At 43.2% G+C, this 21,795-nt stretch carries 25 protein-coding genes and 1 other RNA gene; 14 read left to right on the top strand and 12 right to left on the bottom strand.

Features of this window, described 5'->3' with window-relative positions; all coding sequences use genetic code 11:
- Genes panC through panD form a run of 4 tightly spaced genes read left to right on the top strand, consistent with a single transcriptional unit; the run spans position 1 to position 3,144 of the window.
- Positions 1-759 (top strand): pantoate--beta-alanine ligase, encoded by a 759-nt coding sequence (gene panC, locus AC04MM_RS06270; protein ID WP_475379474.1) that lies wholly within the window; start codon positions 1-3, stop codon positions 757-759.
- A complete protein-coding gene (gene coaBC / locus AC04MM_RS06265) occupies positions 746-1,978 on the top strand; it encodes a bifunctional phosphopantothenoylcysteine decarboxylase/phosphopantothenate--cysteine ligase CoaBC (protein ID WP_475379473.1) in 1,233 nt (410 codons plus the stop codon). The genes panC and coaBC overlap by 14 nt, the downstream gene beginning before the upstream one ends.
- Complete coding sequence (locus AC04MM_RS06260) at positions 1,975-2,745, top strand: type III pantothenate kinase (protein WP_475379472.1); 771 nt, start codon at positions 1,975-1,977, stop codon at positions 2,743-2,745. The genes coaBC and AC04MM_RS06260 overlap by 4 nt, the downstream gene beginning before the upstream one ends.
- A gap of 15 nt (positions 2,746-2,760) precedes the next feature.
- On the top strand, positions 2,761-3,144 hold the full coding sequence (gene panD, locus AC04MM_RS06255) for an aspartate 1-decarboxylase (RefSeq protein WP_475379471.1): 384 nt from the start codon (positions 2,761-2,763) through the stop codon (positions 3,142-3,144).
- 11 nt (positions 3,145-3,155) lie between these two features.
- Here the strand turns inward: panD and AC04MM_RS06250 are convergent, their stop codons facing one another.
- Together AC04MM_RS06250 and AC04MM_RS06245 are read right to left on the bottom strand one after the other, a co-directional pair.
- Positions 3,156-4,286: an acyl-CoA desaturase gene (locus tag AC04MM_RS06250; protein WP_475379470.1), complete on the bottom strand. Its 1,131-nt coding sequence runs from the start codon at positions 4,284-4,286 to the stop codon at positions 3,156-3,158.
- Between the two features lie 73 nt (positions 4,287-4,359).
- Positions 4,360-5,907, bottom strand: coding sequence for a hypothetical protein (locus AC04MM_RS06245; protein ID WP_475379469.1), 1,548 nt, complete (start codon positions 5,905-5,907; stop codon positions 4,360-4,362).
- Positions 5,908-6,001: 94 nt separating this feature from the next.
- On the opposite strand from AC04MM_RS06245, the gene AC04MM_RS06240 reads away from it, so the two are divergent.
- Entirely contained in the window at positions 6,002-7,204 is a 1,203-nt protein-coding gene (locus AC04MM_RS06240) for a sensor histidine kinase (RefSeq protein ID WP_475379468.1), read from the top strand.
- Here the strand turns inward: AC04MM_RS06240 and AC04MM_RS06235 are convergent.
- From AC04MM_RS06235 to AC04MM_RS06225, 3 genes are read right to left on the bottom strand one after another with little or no spacing between them, the layout of a single operon-like run.
- Complete coding sequence (locus AC04MM_RS06235; RefSeq protein WP_475379467.1) at positions 7,201-8,112, bottom strand: hydroxymethylglutaryl-CoA lyase; 912 nt, start codon at positions 8,110-8,112, stop codon at positions 7,201-7,203. The genes AC04MM_RS06240 and AC04MM_RS06235 overlap by 4 nt on opposite strands.
- A 22-nt stretch (positions 8,113-8,134) precedes the next feature.
- The gene (locus AC04MM_RS06230) at positions 8,135-8,497 is read right to left on the bottom strand and encodes a biotin/lipoyl-containing protein (RefSeq protein ID WP_475379466.1); all 363 of its coding nucleotides are present in this window, start codon (positions 8,495-8,497) and stop codon (positions 8,135-8,137) included.
- Positions 8,497-9,999: an acetyl-CoA carboxylase biotin carboxylase subunit gene (locus tag AC04MM_RS06225; RefSeq protein ID WP_475379465.1), complete on the bottom strand. Its 1,503-nt coding sequence runs from the start codon at positions 9,997-9,999 to the stop codon at positions 8,497-8,499. Before AC04MM_RS06225 ends, AC04MM_RS06230 begins: the two co-directional genes overlap by 1 nt.
- Before the next feature lie 44 nt (positions 10,000-10,043).
- Here AC04MM_RS06225 and AC04MM_RS06220 point away from each other — a divergent pair, with 44 nt between their 5' ends.
- Both AC04MM_RS06220 and AC04MM_RS06215 read left to right on the top strand, forming a co-directional pair.
- Entirely contained in the window at positions 10,044-10,421 is a 378-nt protein-coding gene (locus tag AC04MM_RS06220) for a hypothetical protein (RefSeq protein ID WP_475379464.1), read from the top strand.
- Between the two features lie 74 nt (positions 10,422-10,495).
- A complete protein-coding gene (locus tag AC04MM_RS06215) occupies positions 10,496-10,810 on the top strand; it encodes a hypothetical protein (protein ID WP_475379463.1) in 315 nt (104 codons plus the stop codon).
- A 4-nt stretch (positions 10,811-10,814) separates the two neighbouring features.
- Here AC04MM_RS06215 and AC04MM_RS06210 read toward each other — a convergent pair whose 3' ends face one another.
- The 5 genes from AC04MM_RS06210 to AC04MM_RS06190 all read right to left on the bottom strand — a co-directional run bounded on the left by AC04MM_RS06210 (position 10,815) and on the right by AC04MM_RS06190 (position 14,995).
- Positions 10,815-11,630: a DUF4360 domain-containing protein gene (locus AC04MM_RS06210; protein WP_475379462.1), complete on the bottom strand. Its 816-nt coding sequence runs from the start codon at positions 11,628-11,630 to the stop codon at positions 10,815-10,817.
- A gap of 60 nt (positions 11,631-11,690) precedes the next feature.
- The gene (locus AC04MM_RS06205; RefSeq protein ID WP_475379461.1) at positions 11,691-11,984 is read right to left on the bottom strand and encodes a hypothetical protein; all 294 of its coding nucleotides are present in this window, start codon (positions 11,982-11,984) and stop codon (positions 11,691-11,693) included.
- 66 nt (positions 11,985-12,050) lie between these two features.
- Positions 12,051-12,821: an enoyl-CoA hydratase-related protein gene (locus AC04MM_RS06200; protein ID WP_475379460.1), complete on the bottom strand. Its 771-nt coding sequence runs from the start codon at positions 12,819-12,821 to the stop codon at positions 12,051-12,053.
- Position 12,822: 1 nt separating this feature from the next.
- Complete coding sequence (locus tag AC04MM_RS06195) at positions 12,823-14,367, bottom strand: carboxyl transferase domain-containing protein (protein ID WP_475379571.1); 1,545 nt, start codon at positions 14,365-14,367, stop codon at positions 12,823-12,825.
- Between the two features lie 85 nt (positions 14,368-14,452).
- Positions 14,453-14,995 (bottom strand): hypothetical protein, encoded by a 543-nt coding sequence (locus AC04MM_RS06190; protein ID WP_475379459.1) that lies wholly within the window; start codon positions 14,993-14,995, stop codon positions 14,453-14,455.
- Positions 14,996-15,095: 100 nt separating this feature from the next.
- On the opposite strand from AC04MM_RS06190, the gene AC04MM_RS06185 reads away from it, so the two are divergent.
- From AC04MM_RS06185 to AC04MM_RS06165, 5 genes are all read left to right on the top strand, one after another.
- The gene (locus AC04MM_RS06185; RefSeq protein ID WP_475379458.1) at positions 15,096-15,593 is read left to right on the top strand and encodes a hypothetical protein; all 498 of its coding nucleotides are present in this window, start codon (positions 15,096-15,098) and stop codon (positions 15,591-15,593) included.
- A 7-nt stretch (positions 15,594-15,600) separates the two neighbouring features.
- The gene (locus AC04MM_RS06180) at positions 15,601-16,629 is read left to right on the top strand and encodes a class I SAM-dependent methyltransferase (protein WP_475379457.1); all 1,029 of its coding nucleotides are present in this window, start codon (positions 15,601-15,603) and stop codon (positions 16,627-16,629) included.
- Between the two features lie 215 nt (positions 16,630-16,844).
- The gene (locus AC04MM_RS06175; RefSeq protein ID WP_475379456.1) at positions 16,845-18,086 is read left to right on the top strand and encodes a hypothetical protein; all 1,242 of its coding nucleotides are present in this window, start codon (positions 16,845-16,847) and stop codon (positions 18,084-18,086) included.
- Between the two features lie 24 nt (positions 18,087-18,110).
- On the top strand, positions 18,111-18,461 hold the full coding sequence (locus tag AC04MM_RS06170; protein WP_475379455.1) for a hypothetical protein: 351 nt from the start codon (positions 18,111-18,113) through the stop codon (positions 18,459-18,461).
- Entirely contained in the window at positions 18,458-19,222 is a 765-nt protein-coding gene (locus tag AC04MM_RS06165; protein ID WP_475379454.1) for a hypothetical protein, read from the top strand. The genes AC04MM_RS06170 and AC04MM_RS06165 overlap by 4 nt, the downstream gene beginning before the upstream one ends.
- On the opposite strand, the gene AC04MM_RS06160 is transcribed toward AC04MM_RS06165, so the two are convergent.
- Together AC04MM_RS06160 and rnpB are read right to left on the bottom strand one after the other, a co-directional pair.
- Positions 19,219-20,025 (bottom strand): TIGR02147 family protein, encoded by an 807-nt coding sequence (locus AC04MM_RS06160; RefSeq protein ID WP_475379453.1) that lies wholly within the window; start codon positions 20,023-20,025, stop codon positions 19,219-19,221. The genes AC04MM_RS06165 and AC04MM_RS06160 overlap by 4 nt on opposite strands.
- A gap of 58 nt (positions 20,026-20,083) precedes the next feature.
- An RNA gene (gene rnpB / locus AC04MM_RS06155) (RNase P RNA component class A) lies at positions 20,084-20,521 on the bottom strand.
- Between the two features lie 114 nt (positions 20,522-20,635).
- Here rnpB and AC04MM_RS06150 point away from each other — a divergent pair.
- Positions 20,636-21,127, top strand: coding sequence for a fibronectin type III domain-containing protein (locus AC04MM_RS06150; protein WP_475379452.1), 492 nt, complete (start codon positions 20,636-20,638; stop codon positions 21,125-21,127).
- 2 nt (positions 21,128-21,129) lie between these two features.
- Positions 21,130-21,780, top strand: a complete 651-nt coding sequence (locus tag AC04MM_RS06145; protein ID WP_475379451.1) for an NAD(P)H-dependent oxidoreductase — start codon at positions 21,130-21,132, stop codon at positions 21,778-21,780.
- The last annotated feature ends 15 nt before the right edge of the window (positions 21,781-21,795 follow it).

The following is a 21,795-nucleotide window of genomic DNA, read 5'->3' as shown; positions in this document are numbered from 1 at the left end:
ATGAAACAAACCATAGTGATCGAAAAACCGCAGGACCTGATCGAATACCGAAAAAAGTATTCGTCGATCGGTTTTGTCCCAACGATGGGAGCACTGCACGCAGGCCACGCTAGCTTAATGAAAAAAGCGGCCAGTGAAAATGAGCTGACCATTGCCAGCGTGTTTGTTAACCCGACGCAATTTAACAATGCCACTGATTTAGAAAAGTACCCAAAAACTTTTGAAGCCGATTTAAAAACCTGCTCTGATTCCGGTGTGGATGTTTTATTCTTTCCGCAGTTTGCCGATATTTATCCGGATAACTACCGCTTTAAATTAAGCGAAAATGATTTTTCAACCAAACTCTGTGGTGCACACCGACCCGGTCATTTTGACGGTGTATTAACCGTAGTGCTTAAACTTTTACAAATCACCGGCTGCCAGCGTGCTTACTTCGGCATGAAAGATTACCAGCAGTACAAATTAATCTCTGATATGAGTAAGGCACTGTTTTTACCGACAGAAATTATCGGGCTTCCGACGGTGCGTGAAGCCTCAGGTCTGGCGATGAGTTCGCGCAATATGCGTTTATCTGATGCAGGGAAAGACAAAGCGAGCCTGATTTTTAAAACCATATCGCAAAAAATCTCAACCGAAGCCGCACGCGAAATTTTAACCGCTGAGGGTTTCGTCGTGGATTACTTAGAAGATATTGGCAACCGCAGATATGTGGCAGCAACGCTAGAAGGGATTAGGTTAATCGACAATGTTGAAATCTAATACCAACCCTAAATTATTATTTATCCTGACTGGCTCAATTGCTTTATACAAAGTGATGAACGTACTTAGTCATTTAAAAAAACAGAATTATCAGATCAAAGTGGTGGCAACTGATGCGGCATTAAAGTTTGTCGGCCCTTCGACCATTGAAGGTTTAACCGGCGAACAAGTGCACACCGATCTATACGCCAACGGCTCTAATATGGATCACATCAATCTGGTACGCTGGGCCGATGCGATCGTGGTGGCGCCAGCGACAGCTAACTACTTAAATAAACTGGCGTCCGGTATTGCTGATGATTTGGCTTCGACTTTATTTTTAGCGCATGATTTTAATAAACCGTGGGCGGTGTTTCCGGCGATGAATACAAAAATGTATCAGCACCCGTCGACCCAGCAATCAATAGCGAAGCTAAAATCCTGGGGCGTTGATATTTTAGATTCGGCGTCGGGTGTTTTAGCCTGCGGCGAGATCGGTGTCGGCCGATTATTAGAACCAGAGCAAATGATCACCGCGATTGAAGATCTGAAAATGCCAACGGTGGCAAGTAAACCTGCAGCAGTTACACCGGCCAAAGCCAAAAAAATTCTTATCTCTGCCGGAGGCACACAAGAGCCGATTGATGATGTGCGCGTGATCAGTAATAAAAGCACTGGTAAAACAGCTGCCGCTATTGCAGATCAGTTTATCGCAAACGGTTTTACGATCACCTACCTGGCAGCTGAAAATGCAAAACTTCCGGCATTTGAATGTGAAGTTTTAAAATACACTTCATTTAATTCATTAGAAGAAAAACTTCGCGCTCTGCTCCCGTTGGATTACTCGGTTTTTATTCATGCAGCAGCGGTCAGCGACTATTCGGTTATACCAAGTGAAGGAAAAATTAATTCTGACAGCGAAGAGATTACTTTAAAATTAAAGCGTAATCCCAAACTGATCGATTTAGTTAAAAAGTTAAACCCCGCGATTAAACTTATCGGATTTAAATTAACTTCTTCAACTGACGAAAAATTGGTGACGCAAAAAATCACTAAACTTTTTGAGCAGGCTAACTGTGATGTGGTTGTTCACAATGACTGGGCATCGGTAAAATCTGACAACCACACGTTCAATGTATACAGCAAAGACAAAGCTATCCAGCCAAACTTAACACTCGATGATTTATCGAACGAATTAATCAGCATTGCCCTGGAACTTCGTTCGAAGGAGACTTTATGATCTTATCTTTAGATGTTGGTAACACACAAATTTACGGCGGCGTATTTGAAGGCGAAAAAATGCTGCTGTCGTTCCGTAAAAATTCAAAATCAGGTTCATCTTCAGACGAAGTCGGTATCTTTCTTCGCACCGTGATCAAAGAAAATGGTTTAGACCCTAAAAAAATCCAAAAGATTGTTTTATGCTCGGTAGTACCTGAAGTGATTTATTCACTTAAAGGTGCCTGCCAGAAATATTTCGGTATTAATCCATTTATCTTACAAGCTGGTGTAAAAACCGGTTTAAAGATCAAGTACCGCAACCCGCTGGAAGTCGGTGCCGACCGCATTGCCAACGCTGTAGCCGGCACGCAAATGTACCCGCAAAAAAACTTAATCATCGTCGATCTTGGAACAGCGACCACATTTGATGCGGTCACTGCTGAACGCGATTATTTAGGCGGATCAATTATCGCCGGCCTTAGATTAAGCATGGAATCTTTAGAGGCAAAAACCGCTAAGCTTCCCTCGGTAGAAATCGTATCGCGTACCGAAGCTCTGGGCCAATCAACAGTTGAAAGCTTACAGTCGGGCCTTTATTACGGCCACTTAGGCGCTATGAGAGAAATCATCTCTAAGATTACAGATGAATGCTTTAAAGGTGAAAAACCTGTTGTGATCGGCACTGGTGGTTTTTCGTCGTTATTTGAAAAAGAAAAAATATTTGATCTCATTGCCCCGGATTTAGTATTAAAAGGCAACTTGATCGCGTTAGAAAGAAACACGTAAAGGAACTAAAGACTTATGAAAATCGACATGATGTATGCAAAAATTCACCGCGCTACTGTTACTGGTGCTGACTTAATGTATGAAGGATCAGTTTCAATTGATACTTCTTTATTAAAAGAAGCAAAAATGTTTCTTAACCAAAAAGTAGATATCGTCAACTGCAATAACGGCGCACGCTTTAGCACTTATATTATCGCCGGCAAAAAAGGCGAAATTTGCTTAAACGGAGCCGCAGCCCGCTTGGTGCAAAAAGGCGATAAAGTTATTATTATTTCTTACACATCGATTGATCTGGCCGACGCGCACAAACACGAACCAAATGTGGTTTTTGTCGATGATAAAAACCGCGTGGTCGAAAAGAAAAAACAAGAAAAACGCGCGACCAAATCTAAATACTAAGATTCATCTTACTAAATACGAACGCGGGCTGGCTGTAAGTACATCCCGCCTGATTTGATGTAGATGTTCCAGGTTTTCTGCATCGCTTTGATTTCATGACGAAGTAAATCCATCTCGAACTGAAGTTGGGCAATTTTTTCTTCGTAATTTTTCTGGCAACTTAATTTGTATTCAGCCTTGGCCTGGTCAAACCTGATCTGGGCGGCAACTATCTTGGCCGAAAGTGGTTCCAGAGTTTCTTTATAGAATTGTGAATTCTGGAAATTCAGCGATTCAGTTTCTAACTTTGCTCTTAAGATCTCAGAAAATTGAACCGTTTTAAGCTTTTTAGCTAAACCCATAAATGAAGCAATCTGAATTGACCATTTAGTCGGATCCCAGTGGTACCACTTGATCCCGTTGCGGTAATCAAACTGAAACTTATGGTGGAAGTTATGGTAGCCCTCACCATGGGTTAAAAATGCCATGATGATCGAATCTTTTGCTGTCAGGTTTTTCGAGTACGGCGTATTACCCAGGGTGTGGGCTAACGAATTAATAAAGAAGGTCGACTGCTGCGTTAAGAAAATTCTGATGCCGCCAGCAATCACTAATCCTAAGAACGCGTTACCTAAAGCCCAGCCTACAAGAAGCGGCATTAGATAACCTACACCGATGGCCCAGAACAAGTAGTAATCGTGCTGCAATTTAACTAACTTGTTTTTTTCTAAATCCGGCGCATGAATCGGAAGGCTTACTGAATCATGTAACATCATCCAGCCCATATGTGCGTAGAAAAAACCTTTGTTGATTGAATATGGATCTTTATCCGTATCTTCGAAACGGTGGTGAATACGGTGATCACTTGACCATTTTAAACAAGAACCCTGGAAAGCACCGGCACCGATCAGCAGTAAAATCGCTTCTAAGATAGGGTGCGCTTCGTAAGATTTGTGTGAGTATAAACGGTGGTATCCCATCGTGATACTTAAGTTGGTTGCAATGGCGAAAAGTAAACCAAATACGGTAATCCAGCCAATATGGCCCACGGTATAGCTATTAGAAAAAACAAGGTATAACACCAGCGTTACAATTGAAATAATCGGGTTTAAAACCAGAAATAATGTAACCGACCAGCAGATTTTTTTAAGATTTTGCGTCATGTCTCCATGTTACCCTTTTTTGGGCGGATAGTTTAGTAAAATTATCTTTAAGATTTATTTTAGACGTTTTGATCTAATTAGATTTCTGTAGACCATCTACTCTAAAAAACTCGATGGCGTCTATAACCGCTTTTGGCTTATAAAAGTGATATTTTTCGTTCCATTGCACGTCTTGCCAGCCCAGCAATTGGAACTCACGCTGCGTAACGTCCCGATTCTGGACTAACTCAAAGAAGTTTTTGATGTGCTGAAGATCCGCAATTCGTTGCTGCAATGAAGGTAAGTGAAACTGGATGAAAGCCAGTTGAGATTCAGTTTTGGTAAATTCCTGGGCACCGTACTTAAACAGCATATCAAAGGCATAAGAACGGCCACTGTCGCAGCCCTTAATCATTAACAGCTTTTCTGAGCTGCCGGTAAAACGGGCCAAATCAATCTCTTTTAAAATCGGACACGCAAAGAAAACATGCTGGCGGATTTTAACCTGATCAAAAATCTTCAGCGATAAACCACTGCGGGACGGCAGAATCCAGATCTGCCCCTGATCTTTAACTGCAATCTGCAGATTTAAGTTTTGCTTCGATGCCGCCTCTAAAGATTTAAACATTTCAGATGCTGTATTTAAGTTTTCCGGAAACTCGATCAGCACGTCGAAATAGGCTTCAGCAAAGGAGTCCGCAACACCGCGGCTTTGCAGGTACTGATTTAACCGCGCGATAAAACGGCGCTGCGGAAAAGTGGCTTCATGCTTTAAGCTGAACTGGTCAGTAAATACTTTTAAAATGCTTAGACCTTCTTTAAGGGCGTTATCCTGATCGAGCAAAAATTCAATCGCATTTTCAGAATCAATCGAACGTTCACTCACCAGCCGCGGGATCTCCTGTAAAAAACCGTTCTGCTCAGCTCTTGTCAGCGAGTTATAAGCTTCAACCAGACTGGATGTTAACAGCGGACGCAAGCTCATTGTTAAAAGTGCGCGGCGGTTATGCTCTAACTGATCAAGACTGGCACACCGTTCGAAATCTTCCGAGGCTTTCCATGGTGACTCACAGTACACATCTAGGTTTTTTAAAACCTGCGGCCAGCGCGCCAATCCCAGCTCAGGGTAAATTTCTGTGACCGGATCCTGCCGGTCTAATCGACCGAAAGTGGCGTAATAGACCAGATCGGCCAGTGACTGATCCAGTAACTGTGTCTGCTCATCCTGTAAGTTTGTGCTCTGTAACCAGACGCGGATCACTGCAAGTTCGAGGTGCCCGCGCACCGTTACCAGATGTTTACCAATATGGATCTGGTTTTTATCGAGGCGAAACTTCAGCGGGTTATTTTCATCAACAATCACCTGTGCCTTGACCGGCATCGGCTTAATTTTGTTTAGCACCAGTGCCAGCTGATTTAAGCGGCCCTCAATAGCGGTCACATAGTCATCGGCTTTTTGCGAAAAGTCGGCTGCCCGGCGCAGCGAACAAGTAAACAGTGTGGCATTGCCATCGCGGCCGATGACGTCTAACTTTTCGACTAACGTAGAATCAATACAGGGATGGTCTTTACTGAGCTGCAACAGCGTCAGAAAAGATAAGTAAAATCCAATGGTTAGAATCAGGTACAACATCCGCTTCATAGCCTGATAGGAAAAGCAAATCAAAGACCAAGCCTAAAACGGCCACTTTCTAAGGCTCGCTTTATTACGAGCTTTCGACTACGATAAAATGGCTATGAGTTCAAAAATGTTAGAGCGACAATTAAAAATGCTGAACTTCAGCGACACCACGCCGCCACCGACAGCGCAACAGTGGCAAGAATTTTTAAAACTGATCGATGTCGCCTACACAGAACTTGAGGCTAAATCTTCACAGCAGATTCAATCGCTGGATTCAAAACTGCAAAATATCATGGCCACCGCTCCCTGTATCATCATGTGGATCGATACCCAAGGGTATATCGAAGGCTGCAATGAATACTTTCAAAACCTGATGCAATTGAAAGACTCGCCTGATGGTAAAAAAGTATCTTTTGCCGATTTAAATCTACAAAACTTACAGGACCGTTCGCGTGAGTTTATCCGTTCGGCATCAAACCAGATCAGTTTTATCACCCAGATTAATGAATTTTATTTTAAAATCATGTTTAACAAGATGGCGGGACAAGACAAGATTTCGATTCTTGGTTTTGATGTTACCGAAGATATCAATAAGCAAAACACCATCAATCAGATTCAGGCCAAAGCCGTGCAGACGTCTAAGCTTGCAGTACTGGGTGAATTAGCAGCTGGCGTTGCCCACGAAATTAATAACCCGCTGATGATTTTAACATCGGTGGCTTTTGTCGTGCAAAAACACCTCGAACAAAACAAGTACGACTTACTTCCGGAAAAACTGGAAAAGATCCAGAGCACGATTACCCGTATCAGCCGTATCGTCAACGGCTTACGTACTTACGCCCGCGATGGTGAAGATGATCCGATGTTACCGACCAATATCGCCGATGTGATCATCGAGTCGTTAGAGTTATGTGTAGAAAGTATCCGATACCAGAACATTGAAATCACTTTTGAAAACCAGCTGTCTGAACCGGCCATTATTGATTGCCGTGATACCCAGATTTCGCAGGTGATTTTAAATTTAATCAGCAACGCCAAAGATGCGGTTCTGCAACTTAAAGAAAAATGGATTCGCGTCGTTCTATGTAAAAATCAAAAAAATATTCTTATCAAAGTCATCGATTCGGGCAGTGGTATACCGGTTGATATGCGCGAACAGATTTTTAAACCGTTTTTTACCACTAAAGATGTTAAAAGCGGAACCGGCTTAGGTTTAAGTATCTCGGCCGAAATTATCAAGATTCATAAAGGCAAAATGTATATCGACGCATCCAACGCGAACACGTGTTTTACCATTGAATTGCCTCTGGCCGATTAGATTTTAAGGGGGCCGACCCGGCCTACGCGTGATGACAACGGGTGATTCATCTGCGGTTCTAACCAACGGTTGATCGTGCACAGTTTTTCGATATCTAAACCGGTCGCAACATCCATACCATTAAACATATACACCACATCTTCAGTCGCCACATTTCCGGTGGCACCCTTGGCATACGGACAACCGCCCAGGCCACCGATGCTTGAATCAAATATGCGCACCCCGACCTTATAGGCCTCCAGGATATTGGCCAAAGCCTGGCCGCGGGTATCGTGAAAATGCCCGGCCAGTTTTGCCATTGGCACGACTTTTTTTAATTTTTTAAACAACGAATTAACCTGATTAACCGTAGCGACACCGACGGTGTCACCGATTGAAATTTCGTAGCAGCCCATTTTATAAAGGCGTTTGGCAAGTTCAACAACCCGCTTTTCAGGTACAGCCCCTTCAAACGGACAACCAAAGCACACTGATAAATAACCGCGCACTTTGATTTTATTTTTTTTGGCCAATTTCATAATCGGCGCAAAACGTTCAAAACTTTCTTCGATGCTGCAGTTAATATTTTTTTGCGAAAAAGTCTCCGAACAAGAGGCAAAAATCGCCACTTCTTTAATGCCGGTGGCAAGCGCACTGTTCATACCGATTTCATTCGGCACCAGCACACTTGACTGGAATTTTTTTTGATCGGGATATTTACTTAACACCATTTCAGTCAGTTCTTTTGAGACTGCCATTTGCGGCACCCATTTAGGAGACACAAACGCACCAACTTCAAAAGTTTTAGTGCCCGCGGCGATCAATTTTTCTAAAAGCTCAAAGCGCTGCAAAACAGTTAACGGCGTGGATTCGTTCTGCAATCCATCCCGTAATCCGACTTCTACAATTTTAACTTTTGCTTTTGCCACAGCTATAACTCTTTACACTTTTTTAGTTGTCTAATTTTTTTAACTTTACAAGAACTGCGCCAACCTGCACTTGGTCATTTACCTTTGCAGAAACACTTTCAACCGTTGTCGCCAGATCAGATTTCAGTGTGTATTCCATTTTCATGGCTTCCATCACCAATAAAGCCTGGCCAACAGCAACGCTGTCGCCGGCGTTTACAAATACTTTGGTAATTTTACCCGGCATCGGGGCAACAATCACATCCGGTGTCGCCGTGTTAGATTTTTTACGGCGCTGGCCCTCTGCAGATAAATCAATAATATCGTACGACCAGGTTTGATCGCCGGATTTAAACCACAGAGTCTGACCGACTTTTTCAACTTGAACATTATCAATCAATTTCATTAGATACCTCTCCAATGACTGAACCACGGCGAAGTTAAAGTGCCCTGCCCGGCAGACACGCCCTGCGCCGTTTGCCCTGCGCCGGCAGCAATAAATTTCTTATACATTTCCTGGCTGAATTTTTTGCGCTCATCTTCTTTGTGGGTTGATTTCAAGCCATCAGCAAAGTTTTTCTCAATAAAGCGGGTGGTCATCGAGCCATCAACAAATTCAGGGTGTGAGAGAATAGCAATTAAGTATGGAATATTGGTGTGTACACCGAATACAGTTGCGTCTTTTAAAACGCGGATCATTTTTTCGATCGCACGCGGGCGTGACTCATCCCAGACAATTGCTTTGGCGATCATCGGATCGTAGTGTGAAGTAATGGTATCGCCTTTTTCAAAACCGAATTCATAGCGACGGCGCGGACCTTCCGGCCAGTGCACGGTTCCCAATAAACCCGTTGAAGGCACCCCACCCATGTACGAATTTTCTGCGTAAATACGGCATTCGATCGAATGACCGCGCGGAATTCTGACTTCGTTATCATTCCACACGAACTGATTTTGCGCAGTTAAGATCTGCATTTTAACCAGATCAACACCAAGCACTTCTTCTGTCACCGGATGTTCTACCTGCAAGCGCGTGTTAACTTCTAATAAATAAAATTTTCCGTCTTGTAATAAAAATTCGACCGTACCTGCACCCTGATATTTACCAAGCGTACCCAGTGTTACAGCCACCTCGCCCATTTTACGGCGCAATTCTTCAGTTAATGAAGGGGAAGTCGCTTCTTCGATGATTTTTTGGTGGCGGCGCTGCACTGAACATTCGCGGTCAAATAAGTGCATCACTTTTCCGGTGCTATCACCGAAAATCTGAAATTCGATATGTTTAGCGCGGTCTAAGTATTTTTCTAAGAAAACTTTTTCTGATCCGAAAGCTGACTTGGCTTCACGCTGAGCCGATTCAATCTGCTCGGCCGCCTCAGACATTTGTTTAATTAACTTCATCCCACGGCCACCGCCGCCGGCCGCAGCCTTCACGATCACAGGAAGTCCGATCGCCTCAACTTCCTTCATTAAAGTATTTAACGTTTGATCGTCGCCTTCATAACCCGGTACTAACGGCAACCCCGCTTTTTTAGCCAGCGCTTTACAGCTGACCTTATCGCCTAACGTGCGGATTGCATCTGCCGAAGGGCCGATAAAAGTTAAACCAGAATCAACACAGCGTTGAGCGAAGTGCGCGTTTTCAGACAGGAATCCAAAACCTGGGTGAACTGCCTGGGCACCCATTGCTAGGGCACCCTGAATATTAGCTTCGATATTTAAATAACTTTCAGCTGTTGCCGCCGGACCGATACACACTTTATGTGTGGCCATGCGGTAAGCCCGTGAATTCACATCCGCTTCGGAATGTAATAGCACAGTTTCTAAGCCTAATTCTTCACAGGCTTTAATGATACGAACAGCAACTTCTCCACGATTGGCAATAGCGACACGAGTGAATTTTGACATAAAAAAGGTATAATCTTGAATTAAACTTTTGTACAATAATACCTATGAAAATCGGGCTGTATTTAGACCAAGTTGCAATGCATATATTAAACAGAGGCATATTTGTCAGCTGTGAGCCCGTAGATCGCATAGAATCTGCACAACCGGGCCTAGTCGATGAGCGTTTAAGCGAAGTCGGCATGACCTACCTGGTCTGCGATACCGAAAAAGAAATCCAGGGTAAGGCCAAGCTGGTTGATGCCTTTATCACTACTTATGGGGAGCCTGATCCGACCATGCTCGAACATATGGGTTTTAAGGACAATCCTGACAAATTCAAATCAGAGTATGCCGGTCTTTTTAAGCACCAGTTTCCTGAAGACTCCTTAGTTGAAGAGACCGAGTTGTTTGTCTGCATCTACGAACCTGTAAAAGATAGCTGACAATTTTTTCGACAGTCTGAATTTTACAACAGTTGTGTTATAACCTTTCAAAACTTAACGAAAGGTTCCCGCCCATGAAATCCGTTGCCGTTATCTTTTCTTTATTAGCATTATCTTTATCTGCTAACGCCCAGTCGGCGTGTCTTGGTGAAGCGCAAATCATTGCCAAAGTAGATTCTTTAAACACCAACTCTATGACCTTTTGCCGTGTAATGGTCAAAGAAATCAGTTTTTACAATGAAAGCGCAATTTGCCCGTTGAACGTGGCCGATGTTCTTGAACAGGGTATCGAAATCGGTCTTAAAAACGGTCACGATTGTGAATACGATTCAGATACGATCTCTGGCGTAGTCGTAAGAACTAAAGCCGGACACCTTATCCTCGAATAATTTTTTATTGGCACTGTTCCCATTGTAAGTGATAAGCAACGCTATTTTTGGTGTTGCTGTTACTGACAGTGCCATCAATGCTATCAAGGGTGATCATCGCCTGTTCACCGATTGCATTTGAGATCACCGCAATACTCACATCCACTTCTAAATTATAAGTTCCGCCGCAAGTTTTAAGTATGGGATTAACCAATTGGTTAGCCAGAGATCCGACCAGTGGCGCTTTAATTTTTAGTAGCGGTTTACTTTCAATCACCGCGCTCATAAAAAAATCCTGCGTCAGCGGGCCTTCGAAAACCTGTTGGCTTTTTACTCGGTTACCCAGCACTTTTAAACCCTGGTGACGGATTTGATGAATCGCCGATAACTTGGCCCGGGCTTTTGCCGGTAACGCATGAAAGCCGCGGTAATCCAACTGAGCGACAGCCATACGAAATCCTTTCGGGGCTTCGATCGGAATAACCAGGCGGCAGTTTTTTTCGGTGGTTTGCTTCATCGCCACCTGGCCGGCTTCGGACGTGAACTCATCAAAAATAATTGAAACAGCACGGTTATCTCCGGCCATAACAACCGAAGCCGTACCCTGCGGACAACCGCTGCCGGCGTAGTCCGGTTTACCCATAATCACTTTGGCCGGAGCAGGTTTATCTTTAGCGGGCTTTTGTTTTTTATGGCGGTTATCAAAAAACGGGCGGTCTTCTTCTTCTTGCACTGGACCGTGCTGAGGTGGTGGTTTTTGGTGACCAGGCTTGGCCTGCACCAACAGGCCAGCAGTTAAAATAAAAACCAATACGGCAATAGGCGATTTAGATATAAGCATAGTTCCCCCGTAGGAGGTAATAATGCAAGCCGACGGCCAGCCAAGAAGACACCAGTTAGCTCAGTGAACACGCCCGCGATCGATCGAATCATGCCCTTCGAGTTTAACTAATTTATTATAAATACCGATCATTAAAAAACTTTGTCCACAGATACCGGCAAAATTAGCAAGGCGGCTGCGACGGGTAAAAGCCGCAAGACCTGCTGATAACGCAAGACTGCCTAACGCTAATGCCAGGTATCCTACCGAGGGCACTTTAGCCGTATAATCTTCGATTTTTTTCGTTAATTCGCCTTCTTTGGGGATTTTATTCGAATATTGACGCATAAAATTTTGCATGGATGTTTGTTTCATAGAGAGGCCTCCTTCTCTATGAAACACAGCAAAGCTTACGCCAGTAAGTTTTCTATTTTGATTTGTTTATTTTGTCTTGTTTAAAAAAGCTTTCAGACGCTCTTGGCCTTCTTTAGACATTCTGCGTTCGCTGATGACCGTTGTCGTCAGCTTTTTTTGTTCTAACCACGACTTTTCGTTCTTTGATTTTTCAATATTGTTTAATAATTTTTTCGTCGCGCGCGTAGCTTCCGCTCCAAGGGCCGAGAATTTTCTCGCTTCTGTTAAGCCATCATTGGTGTTTTTGATCACATGAACCAAACCCATACGCTGAGCCGCCAGTGAATCAAAAACTTCGGCGTTTAGCATGTACGGGCGCACCTGAGCATCTGCACACTTGCGTACGATAAAAGATGAAATCACCGCCGGCGATAACCCTAAACGCACTTCGCTGAAACAGAATTTCGTCGCTTCATCGGCGATCACGTAATCGCAGGCGGCTATAAGCCCTAAGGCCCCGCCGAACGCAGCGCCATGAACAATACCGATCACCGGTGCTTCGCAAAACGCGATCGCTTCGAACATGTCCCACAGCTTTTCAGAGTCTTTGATGTTTTGTTCAAACGAAAAATCCACCATCGACTTCATCCAGTTTAAATCAGCACCGGCACAAAATGCCGTGCCTGCGCCTTTTAACACCACAGCCCGCACGCTCTGATCCTGCGCTAACTGCTTAAAAGTTTCGGTGATCTCCGCAATCATCTCGGGATTAAAAGCGTTTTTTAATTCCGGCTTGTTCAGTTCAACAATTTTAATCGCACTGTCTTGGTTGTCTGAAGTGAGGGTAATGTTTTTCATATTACATCCTGAAGACACCCTGAAGTTTCGGGCCCCAGTCAGCGTTTAAGCTGGCAGAAATTCCCAGCGCCAGCACCCGGCGGGTATCAACCGGATCAATGATGCCGTCATCCCAGATACGTGCCGTCGAGAAATACGCTGAACTTTCGTAATCGTATTTTTCTAAGGTCGGTTTTTTAAATTCATCCTGCTCGCTCGTTGTCATCGTCTGGCCTTTGGCTGCCAGCTGATCCAGTTTTACCGTCAGTAAAACATTCGCTGCTTGCTCGCCACCCATTACTGAGATGCGCGCGTTTGGCCACATCCAAAGCTGGCGAGGCTGGTACGCACGACCGCACATACCGTAGTTACCGGCACCGTAAGAGCCGCCGATCACCACCGTAAATTTCGGAACCCGTGCATTAGATACAGCCATAACCATTTTAGCACCGTGTTTAGCAATACCTTCCTGCTCGTATTTTTTACCGACCATAAAGCCGGTGATATTTTGTAAGAAAATTAACGGCACTTCACGTTGTTCACATAACTCGATAAAGTGCGCGGCTTTCTGGGCTGACTCAGAAAATAGTACACCGTTGTTGGCGATAATTCCGACCGGCATTCCCCAGATATGGGCAAAACCTGTAACTAAGGTATTGCCGAACAGCGGTTTAAATTCATGAAACTTAGAACCGTCGACGATTCTGGCAATCACTTCACGCACATCAAACGGAATACGTGAATCCGCCGGTAAAATTCCGTACAGCTCGTTGGCATCAAATAACGGCTCTTCGATCGGCTGGGTTTTTAACGACATCACTTTTCGGTGATTTAAATGTTTAACAATCGAACGGGTGATTTCAATTGCGTGCTGATCATCTTCAGCGAAGTGATCAGTTACACCTGACATCTGACAGTGGGTATTGGCGCCACCAAGTTCCTGCGCATCTACGACTTCACCGGTTGCCGCTTTTACGAGCGGAGGTCCACCTAAGAAAATAGTGCCGTTATCTTTAACGATCACGTTTTCATCTGACATCGACGGAACATAAGCGCCACCGGCCGTACATGAACCCATCACCACAGAGATCTGCGGGATATTACGGGCCGACATGCGGGCCTGGTTATAGAAAATTCTTCCGAAGTGGTCTCGGTCCGGAAACACTTCTGATTGTAACGGTAAAAATGCACCGCCACTATCGACTAAATAAATGCAGGGTAAACCGTTTTCTAAGGCCACTTCTTGCGCGCGTAAGTGTTTTTTTACGGTCATCGGAAAATAAGTTCCGCCTTTTACCGTTGCATCATTAGCCACGATCATGCACTCAACACCTTCGATCACACCGATTCCGGTAATCACACCGGCTGCCGGTGCCTGGTCGTCGTACATGCCATAGGCTGCCAAAGTCGAAAACTCTAAAAACGCAGTGCCATGATCAAGCAAGGCTTCGACACGTTCACGCGCTGTTAGTTTACCGCGCGATTTATGTTTTTTAAGTGCCTCTTCGCCGCCGCCTAATTTAACTTTGGCAACACGCGCTCTCCAGTTTTCAACTGTCGACATCATTTGTTTGTAATTTTTTTTAAACTCTTCTGACTGGTTTTGTACGCTGGTTTCTAAAATCACAGTTTCCCCGAACTTTGAAAATCGCTTAAGCCAACAGCTTAAGTTTAATAATATTTAGTTTTAATTTTACAGAATCAGACTGGCTTGAATTCTTCATCGCGATAAAAACCGTGCCCTCAAACGCCACCTGATCATTTTTTTGCAAAGACAGGATAAACTTATCCATGTCCTGCTCGCTGCAAGAGAACTGCAGCGCTAGGTCTTTATCCCATTTTAAATTTTTGCTGAGTTCAAGCTGGTAATTTTTGATTTCCCACAGATTTTTTGCCCAGTGTTTAGATATAAAAGTGCTGATCACTTCTAAGGCGGCATTGACCACCAATCCAGCATGAATCTGACCATGAAAATCGCAATTGGCACGCTGGTAAGGCACTTTGGCCTTAACACACTCGTCATTTACTTCAGTGATCACAAAGCCAGTGCCTAAAAGTTCAGGCGATAGCCACTCTAACGCATAGCTTAATGCGGGTTTTAGCAGAGCCGGCGTATGCAGATCACTCCAGACTTTGAAGTCTCGGATTTTATCGACATAATTCGCTTGTAAATTCCCCACTAATTTCTTTTTCATAGCTTGATTGCCCGACACTAACATGGTGAAGTTTACTTGTATACAGTTTGATCTGCCTCTGGCAGACCATATTTCTAAAGTCATGATAGGAACTTGAACTATGATCAAAATTTTCAGCTTTGTTTTATTCGTTTCAGCGTTTATTTGGACTTGGTGCCTTTTTAACTCACCGTCGCAAATGGGCACGGACATTCATGCTGGCATTCAGAGCAAATTATCAATCCTGATCGAGGAAAGCGTTAAAGCTAAACTGCCATCGATGACCGGTTTCCGTTTGAACAAGATGTTTACCGAAAAAATCGACGACAATAAAGTGAAGGCGCATTTTTCTTACCAGTACGACGATGCCGACGGCACCACCCAAACCATCACTGGCCAAGCGATATTAACTAAAGCTCTTTCCGAAGATCCCGCTGTGCAAAAATGGGCGTTACAATCGGTAACGGCCGGCTCACAGTCGTTAGAATTCAAAGAAGGAACAACCATCTCTTCTGACGGCACACCGGCTTCTGATCCTGTGGTAACGACAGATGAAACTCCGGCGGTTTCTCCGACTGAAACAACTCCGGCAGCTTCAGCTCCGACAGAAAGCCGCTAATTTTTTAATGAATATTCTGACGATTAACGAACACGGCGAATTGTTTTTGGCAGAGAGCGAAAAAGCAATTCCCGATGGCGAAGTGGCGCAAACTCTGTTGCGTAATATGCGCCTGAACAACAGTTTCACACTTGAGACTTCTTTTGAAAAAACCAGATACCTTGTAGAAGCTTTTGATCATCCGTTATTCGCTCACAAAGTTACCGCCCGAGAAAATAAAATATTTATCGAAACACAGCAACAGCTGACGTTTGAAGCCGATCTGACCAAGTTCAGTCTCGATCCGTTTGACCGCATCTGTGGTTTAACCACAACGCACGCCCCGTTTCGTTTAACGGAAAAAGCACAGGCCAAGCTGTTTGATGCCTGCGATGAATTTGATGACGACAGTTTTACTCTCGCTGGCATCAAAGTCGAAACTCCTGAATACTATTTTGAAAATCCGAACATCGAAGATTCTGAATTTTGGACCGGGATTTACAATGAAGGTAATCCCGGATGGGATTTAGGCGAACCTGCTGCGGCCTTTAAAGATATGATCCAGAGAATAAAACTTCCGAAGTCCCGCATTCTGGTTTTAGGTTGCGGGGCCGGTCATGACGCTGCTTTATTTGCGCAAGCAGGTCATGTCGTCACAGCGGTCGATTTTTCTAAAGCGGCCATTGATCAGGCGAAAAAACTGTATGGTCATCTAGAAAACATTTCTTTTATCCAACAGGACATCTTTACGCTGCCGCATGAATGGAACGGCACTTTCGATGTCATCATCGAACACACTTGTTTTTGTGCGATTGACCCTCACCGCAGAAAAGAAATGGTTAAACTTTGGCGCCGTCTTCTTCACGAAGAAGGCCAGTTAATGGCCGTCTTTTTTGCCATGCTTAAACGCGCAGGGCCGCCGTACGGCAGCAGTGAATGGGAAATCCGCGAATTACTTAAAGACAGTTTTCAGTTTTTATTCTGGGGCCGCTGGAGAAAATCAATTCCCCGCCGTGAAGGCCGCGAGCTTTTTGTCTTAGCGAAAAAGAAGGTATAGCTTTTAGCAACTTAATTTGTATTTTTTTCCTGCATAAATCATTACAGGGGCGAATACAGTCACTTTAAAGTAAAAAAGAGTACATTTTATAGGTCATGAGCATGTTAACCAAAAGGTTAATTTTTACGTTCACTATTTACCAAACTGATCTATTATTTCGTGTTTGATTCATTTACTTTGGGCTCATGAATTTAACACCGACTAGGGAGTTTTTTATGAAAACAAAAATTAAGAAATCAATTTTCACTTTTGGAATGGTTTCAACATTAGCATTAACTGCATGTAACCAAAAAGAAACGATTGTTAAAGAGCCTATGAAAATTAAAATCACAGCTTCGGACATGTCGAGTTCTGATGAGTTAGCGCAAGCCGCTGAACAATTGATCAGCCCATACAGTTTTATGTTAGCTTACAAGCTGGCAGCCACAGCATACGAAAAAGATCCTACGAATAAAAAAGCTGAATTTTATTATTTATTCTTAAAAAGATTTGAAGCTTTTCGCGGTGTTTTAACACGCATTTATCCTATCTTAGATGAGCAACAAAAAAATGCTCTTGATGAATACATCAACAAACAGTTACCGACTTCTCCGTTAAAAAGCTTCCTGACTGATAAAAGCTCACCTGCCATTACTAAACCATCTGATATCCAAGACGTATTAGCGCAATACTTCGCAGCTGCTGATGAATTCAGAAAATTTTTAAAAAGAAATGAACAAGCTGAGCTAGATATTAATTTAAATCCCTATGTTTTTGAGGGGGCGATAAAAGAAGAGTTAATGGATTCTTGCAAAATTGTTGAAAGTGAAGATGGTCCATACATTTACGAGTGCGATGCTTCACAAATTGCAGTAAAAAAGCTAAACACTGCCGACTTCATTGCTCTTCGCCAAACAGCAGCCGGCGAAGTTCTTTACGGCATGTTCTATACTGCCTACTCATTAAATGGTCTTGAAAAATTGAAAGAAGTCGACCCACACAATTTAATGACTAACAAATTAAAAACTGAATTTTTATTGTTGCAGCCTGAGTTTGGAAAACTACGTAAAGACAACTCATTAAAGTTAATGCTTGAATTGGGTTCTGATTTATCTGCAGCCACTTCTTGGGCATTAAAATACCAAGACAGTATTTGTAAAAACCGTCAGGGCTACCTATACAAAGACGGTATCTGTATTAATGAGCCCGCCGAAGCCCAAGATTTAGTGAACCAATTAAACGCAGCTCTTGGTGGCATCATTGAGTTAGATTTAAAAACGGTTAACACGAACAATAAAATCAAAACTCAGGTAGATGTTTTTGCTTGGGCTAAAAATCCAATTTCTGATTTACGTCAAGTTAAGCCACAAGCCTGGAATGAGTGCGACCAAGCCACTACAATCAAAGACAACACTCTTGGTGGAATTTTTGTTGAAAACAATGCAAACCTATTCGTACTAAAAACTAGCTGCCAATAATTTCTTGAAAGTGTGCCGTTGCTTATGAAGTTCAAACTTATAACCAACATTCTAAAACTAGCCTGCCTGGGGATGATCTTCCCAGGTATCGTGCATGCTTCGTCTTTTTCAACGATCAAGGGTTTCAATCTTAGAACATGTGTCGCCCAACAATGTCTTGAACTCCATGCCGATAAAGCCCAATCTGGACAGCTCTCGCCGTTGCATACGTTAAAAAATTATAAAGCCTCTTTTTTAAAAAACGGTAAATCTGAAGAATTCATTGGCGATTTTGGTTACATTGATTTTGAAACAAACACGGTCGTTCTGAAAAAGAGAACTCAGGGCGAGATTTTGATTAACCTGAACACACTACAAAAGGAGGAGTTTCAATGAAATTAACAAAACTCCTTCTTGTGGTATATGCAGCTTCGTTTGCTTTAGCTTGTAAAAAGCAAGTTACAATTATTCAAACAGCACCGATAGCAGAAAGTCAGCGCACTGAATTACAGCAAGGTGGAACCGACAGCACTGGCGGCGGCAACGGCATTCAAGGTAAGCCTTTAGATGATTACATTCTTAATATCAGCGAGCTCCCCTCTTATGCTAACCTGGTAAGGCCATTGCTTGCGGATTTAAGCCTGAATTATCCAGAACTGGCTGCTGACTTTTACCATCTTAGCATTGAACGCGACTGGTATTTCGTACCAACCGATCTTGAGCAGATTTCAAAAAACATCTTAGGCGTCTATGCACGTACTGATCAAATAGCCTTACAGGATTTAAATAAAATCATGGTCGACTCACACCTCTTCGCACAAATGCAGGAACGTGACCAGGCTGTTTTACTGGTGCATGAAATTGTAATGGGTATTCGTTTACTAAAATACAAAAAAACACAAGATCTGTGCATGGCTCAAGCCGCACGCGTGATAGTTGCTGAAAACGACTTTGCCAAATATGAAAAATTAAAAAAGAAATGCCGTGAGACTTATCCTTTTATTCCAGGAACACAGAACGAAAAATTCACTTTAAATTCAGATGACTACGATTTTATCAGAAAACTAGTTAAAAAAATTACAGCACCTGTGGTTAATTATCCTGAACTTAAATCTTTAATCGAAGACAATAAATTTCGCGATTACACAAAAGATTAAATTTCAAAATAATCAATATTCAAACAACGGGTCGTCTCTGAAGGTGATGGTTTTACTTCTTTTAAAATATCTTCAACAAATTGAGGTAAACGTTTACGAATCTCTTCGGCTACTTCCTCTGACAGTGCATAGGTGCCTGAATAAAAAAACTGATCATCGTGCTGCATTTGCATTTTATTGAACCCCAGATGTCGCCAATTCATCATATTACGGCTGGCAAGTGGATCAGTCGGGGGCAAATAAATATGTGCCGGACCTAAACTCAGTTTATTATTTTTTTGAATGATGATTTGATGTTTAATTAAAAAATCCAGCGCTTTCAATACATGGTTTTTTGAAACCTGTAGTCTTTCCGCTATTTGCTCTGCCGTGTTTATTTCGGGAATATCTGATAGAATCCTTAAGGCTGGATAAAGCCAACTGGAAAAATAAATCTGCTTGGCCTGTTCATCTAATACATGATCCTTCTTTAAACGATTTTCTAACTTACGGGCTTTGTCCTGGCGCTCTTTAATTTGACGAAGCAGCCTGTTACGAAGTTTGACTGAGCCCGATTTACCAACTTCTACAAGAAGTAAAAAATAATCGCCTTCATCTTCATTTAAATGCAGGTAATCCACCATCTCGCAGGCTAATTCCATACTTAATTCTTTATCAGCATTAAAAATCTGGCTTATCAATGTGGTAGAAACATTCAAAGCCATAGCAAGCCTACGGTATTCACCGTGGCCTTTGTTGGCTTGCTGTTCGACCCATTTATTAAAGAATTTTTTGTACGAATCAAACTGGTAAATAGAAATCATATTTACCAGCTTCAGGCGATGTTAACTAAATTGTCAACACTTGTGTTTACTAAAAAGATGGGTCGGTTTTGCGATAAGCCGAGTTCTGTTCCCTGTGCTTTCTCCCACATTGTCCACACAGTTCGATAATCATTCCTCTAGGCCTGTTATTACTAACAGGCTCAAGCGATCGTACCCGGAACCTTCAGGCGAGCAGCCCTTATTCTCTGTATGTCGGTCACCTTCGCCTTTCGGCAAAATCGAAACCTCCACCAAGAACCACTATTGCTAGTGGGATTCCCTATTTGATCTTGCTTCGCGCACGAGTTTGGCTGTTTTCACTCCGGCGGCTCCCCCGATTTCTCCCGTTCCCGAAATCAGGCTCAATGCCCCGGACATTCTCTCTGTTCCACTGTTCCTCACCTTACGGTGGAGGGGCGTTACCCCAGGCGCTGCTCTGCGAAGCTCGGACTTTCCTCGTATGACTTACGTCACACGCGATCATCTGCAAAACCTTGCTGAGATTTGTAGCACTGAGCGCCGCCAAAATACAAGCTAAATGTGTGAAATTCTTGCCCGTTTAACAATCTCGCATTAGATTAAATCATTCCAGTTTATTTAGGAGATCTGTATGAAGTTTTTAGTGGCCCTAGCGGCGTTTTTATTGGTTTTAGGTTTAAATGTTAAAGCAGTTGCTGCTGGTGGTGGCGGCGATCACGCCAAGGGTGACAGCAAAAATCCTGACTGGAGTCACACTCGCCACAAACAAATCGGCGCTATCTTTCCAGAAAAACAACCAACACCAGGCAAAGCCGTAATCCCGGCAAAAGTGAAATTAACTTCTCCAAAATTTTTAGAAAAAGTTTCTGGCGAAACAGTTAAACTTGAGTGGACAGCTTCTGAAGGTGCTAAAACTTACCACGTGCAGGTTTCGCGTGATGCTGGTTTTAACAACCGCTCTATGTATGTTGCTGAAGACAAAATGGTCTCTGGCACATCTTTCGAAGTTAAAGGTTTAGAAGCCGGTGTTAAGTACTTCTGGCGTGTAGCTGCTCAGAACAACGACCAAGAAGCGATGCGGACTAAATCTAATTTTTCTTTTTCTGAATTTGAAGTGAAGTAAGCATGTCTGCGATCGATAACGAGATTATTCACAAACAGCTTAACTGGCGTTACGCTTGTAAAAAGTTTGACCCAACCAAGATTATTCGTGAACAGGACTGGAACATCCTAACAGAGTCGTTACGCTTAACCGCCTCTTCGTACGGATTACAACCCTGGAAATTCATCGTTGTACAAAATCCCGAGTTAAGACAAAAACTACTGGATCACTCTTACAAACAAACTCCGGTAACGGAAGCATCTCATTTTATCGTTTTCACATACAAAGAACAGTTAGACGAAGCTCATATCGACCGCTTCGTTGCTGAGGCGGCCAAAGCACGAGGAGTTGAACCATCAGCTCTGGTTAAATTCAGAGACATGATGGTTGGCGACCTGATTAAAGGACCGCGCTTTGAAACCATCAAGTGGTGGGCCCAACGCCAGACCTATATTGCCATGGGTTCGTTACTGACTACTGCGGCATTGATGGAAATCGACACCCTGCCGATGGAAGGAATTAACCAAGACGGCTATGACGACGTGTTAAAGCTTGAAGGCACCGGCTGGAAAACTATCGCGGCCGTTGCCTGCGGGTACAGATCAGCTGACGATAAATACCAGCATGCAAAGAAAGTCCGTTTTCCGGCGTCAGATGTTTTCGAATATAGATAAAACATTGTTTTAAAA

The organism is Bdellovibrio sp. SBM16 (genome assembly GCF_056175625.1).
The sequence above is the reverse complement of the archived record's forward strand: the minus strand, read 5'-3'. Positions and strand labels throughout refer to the sequence as shown.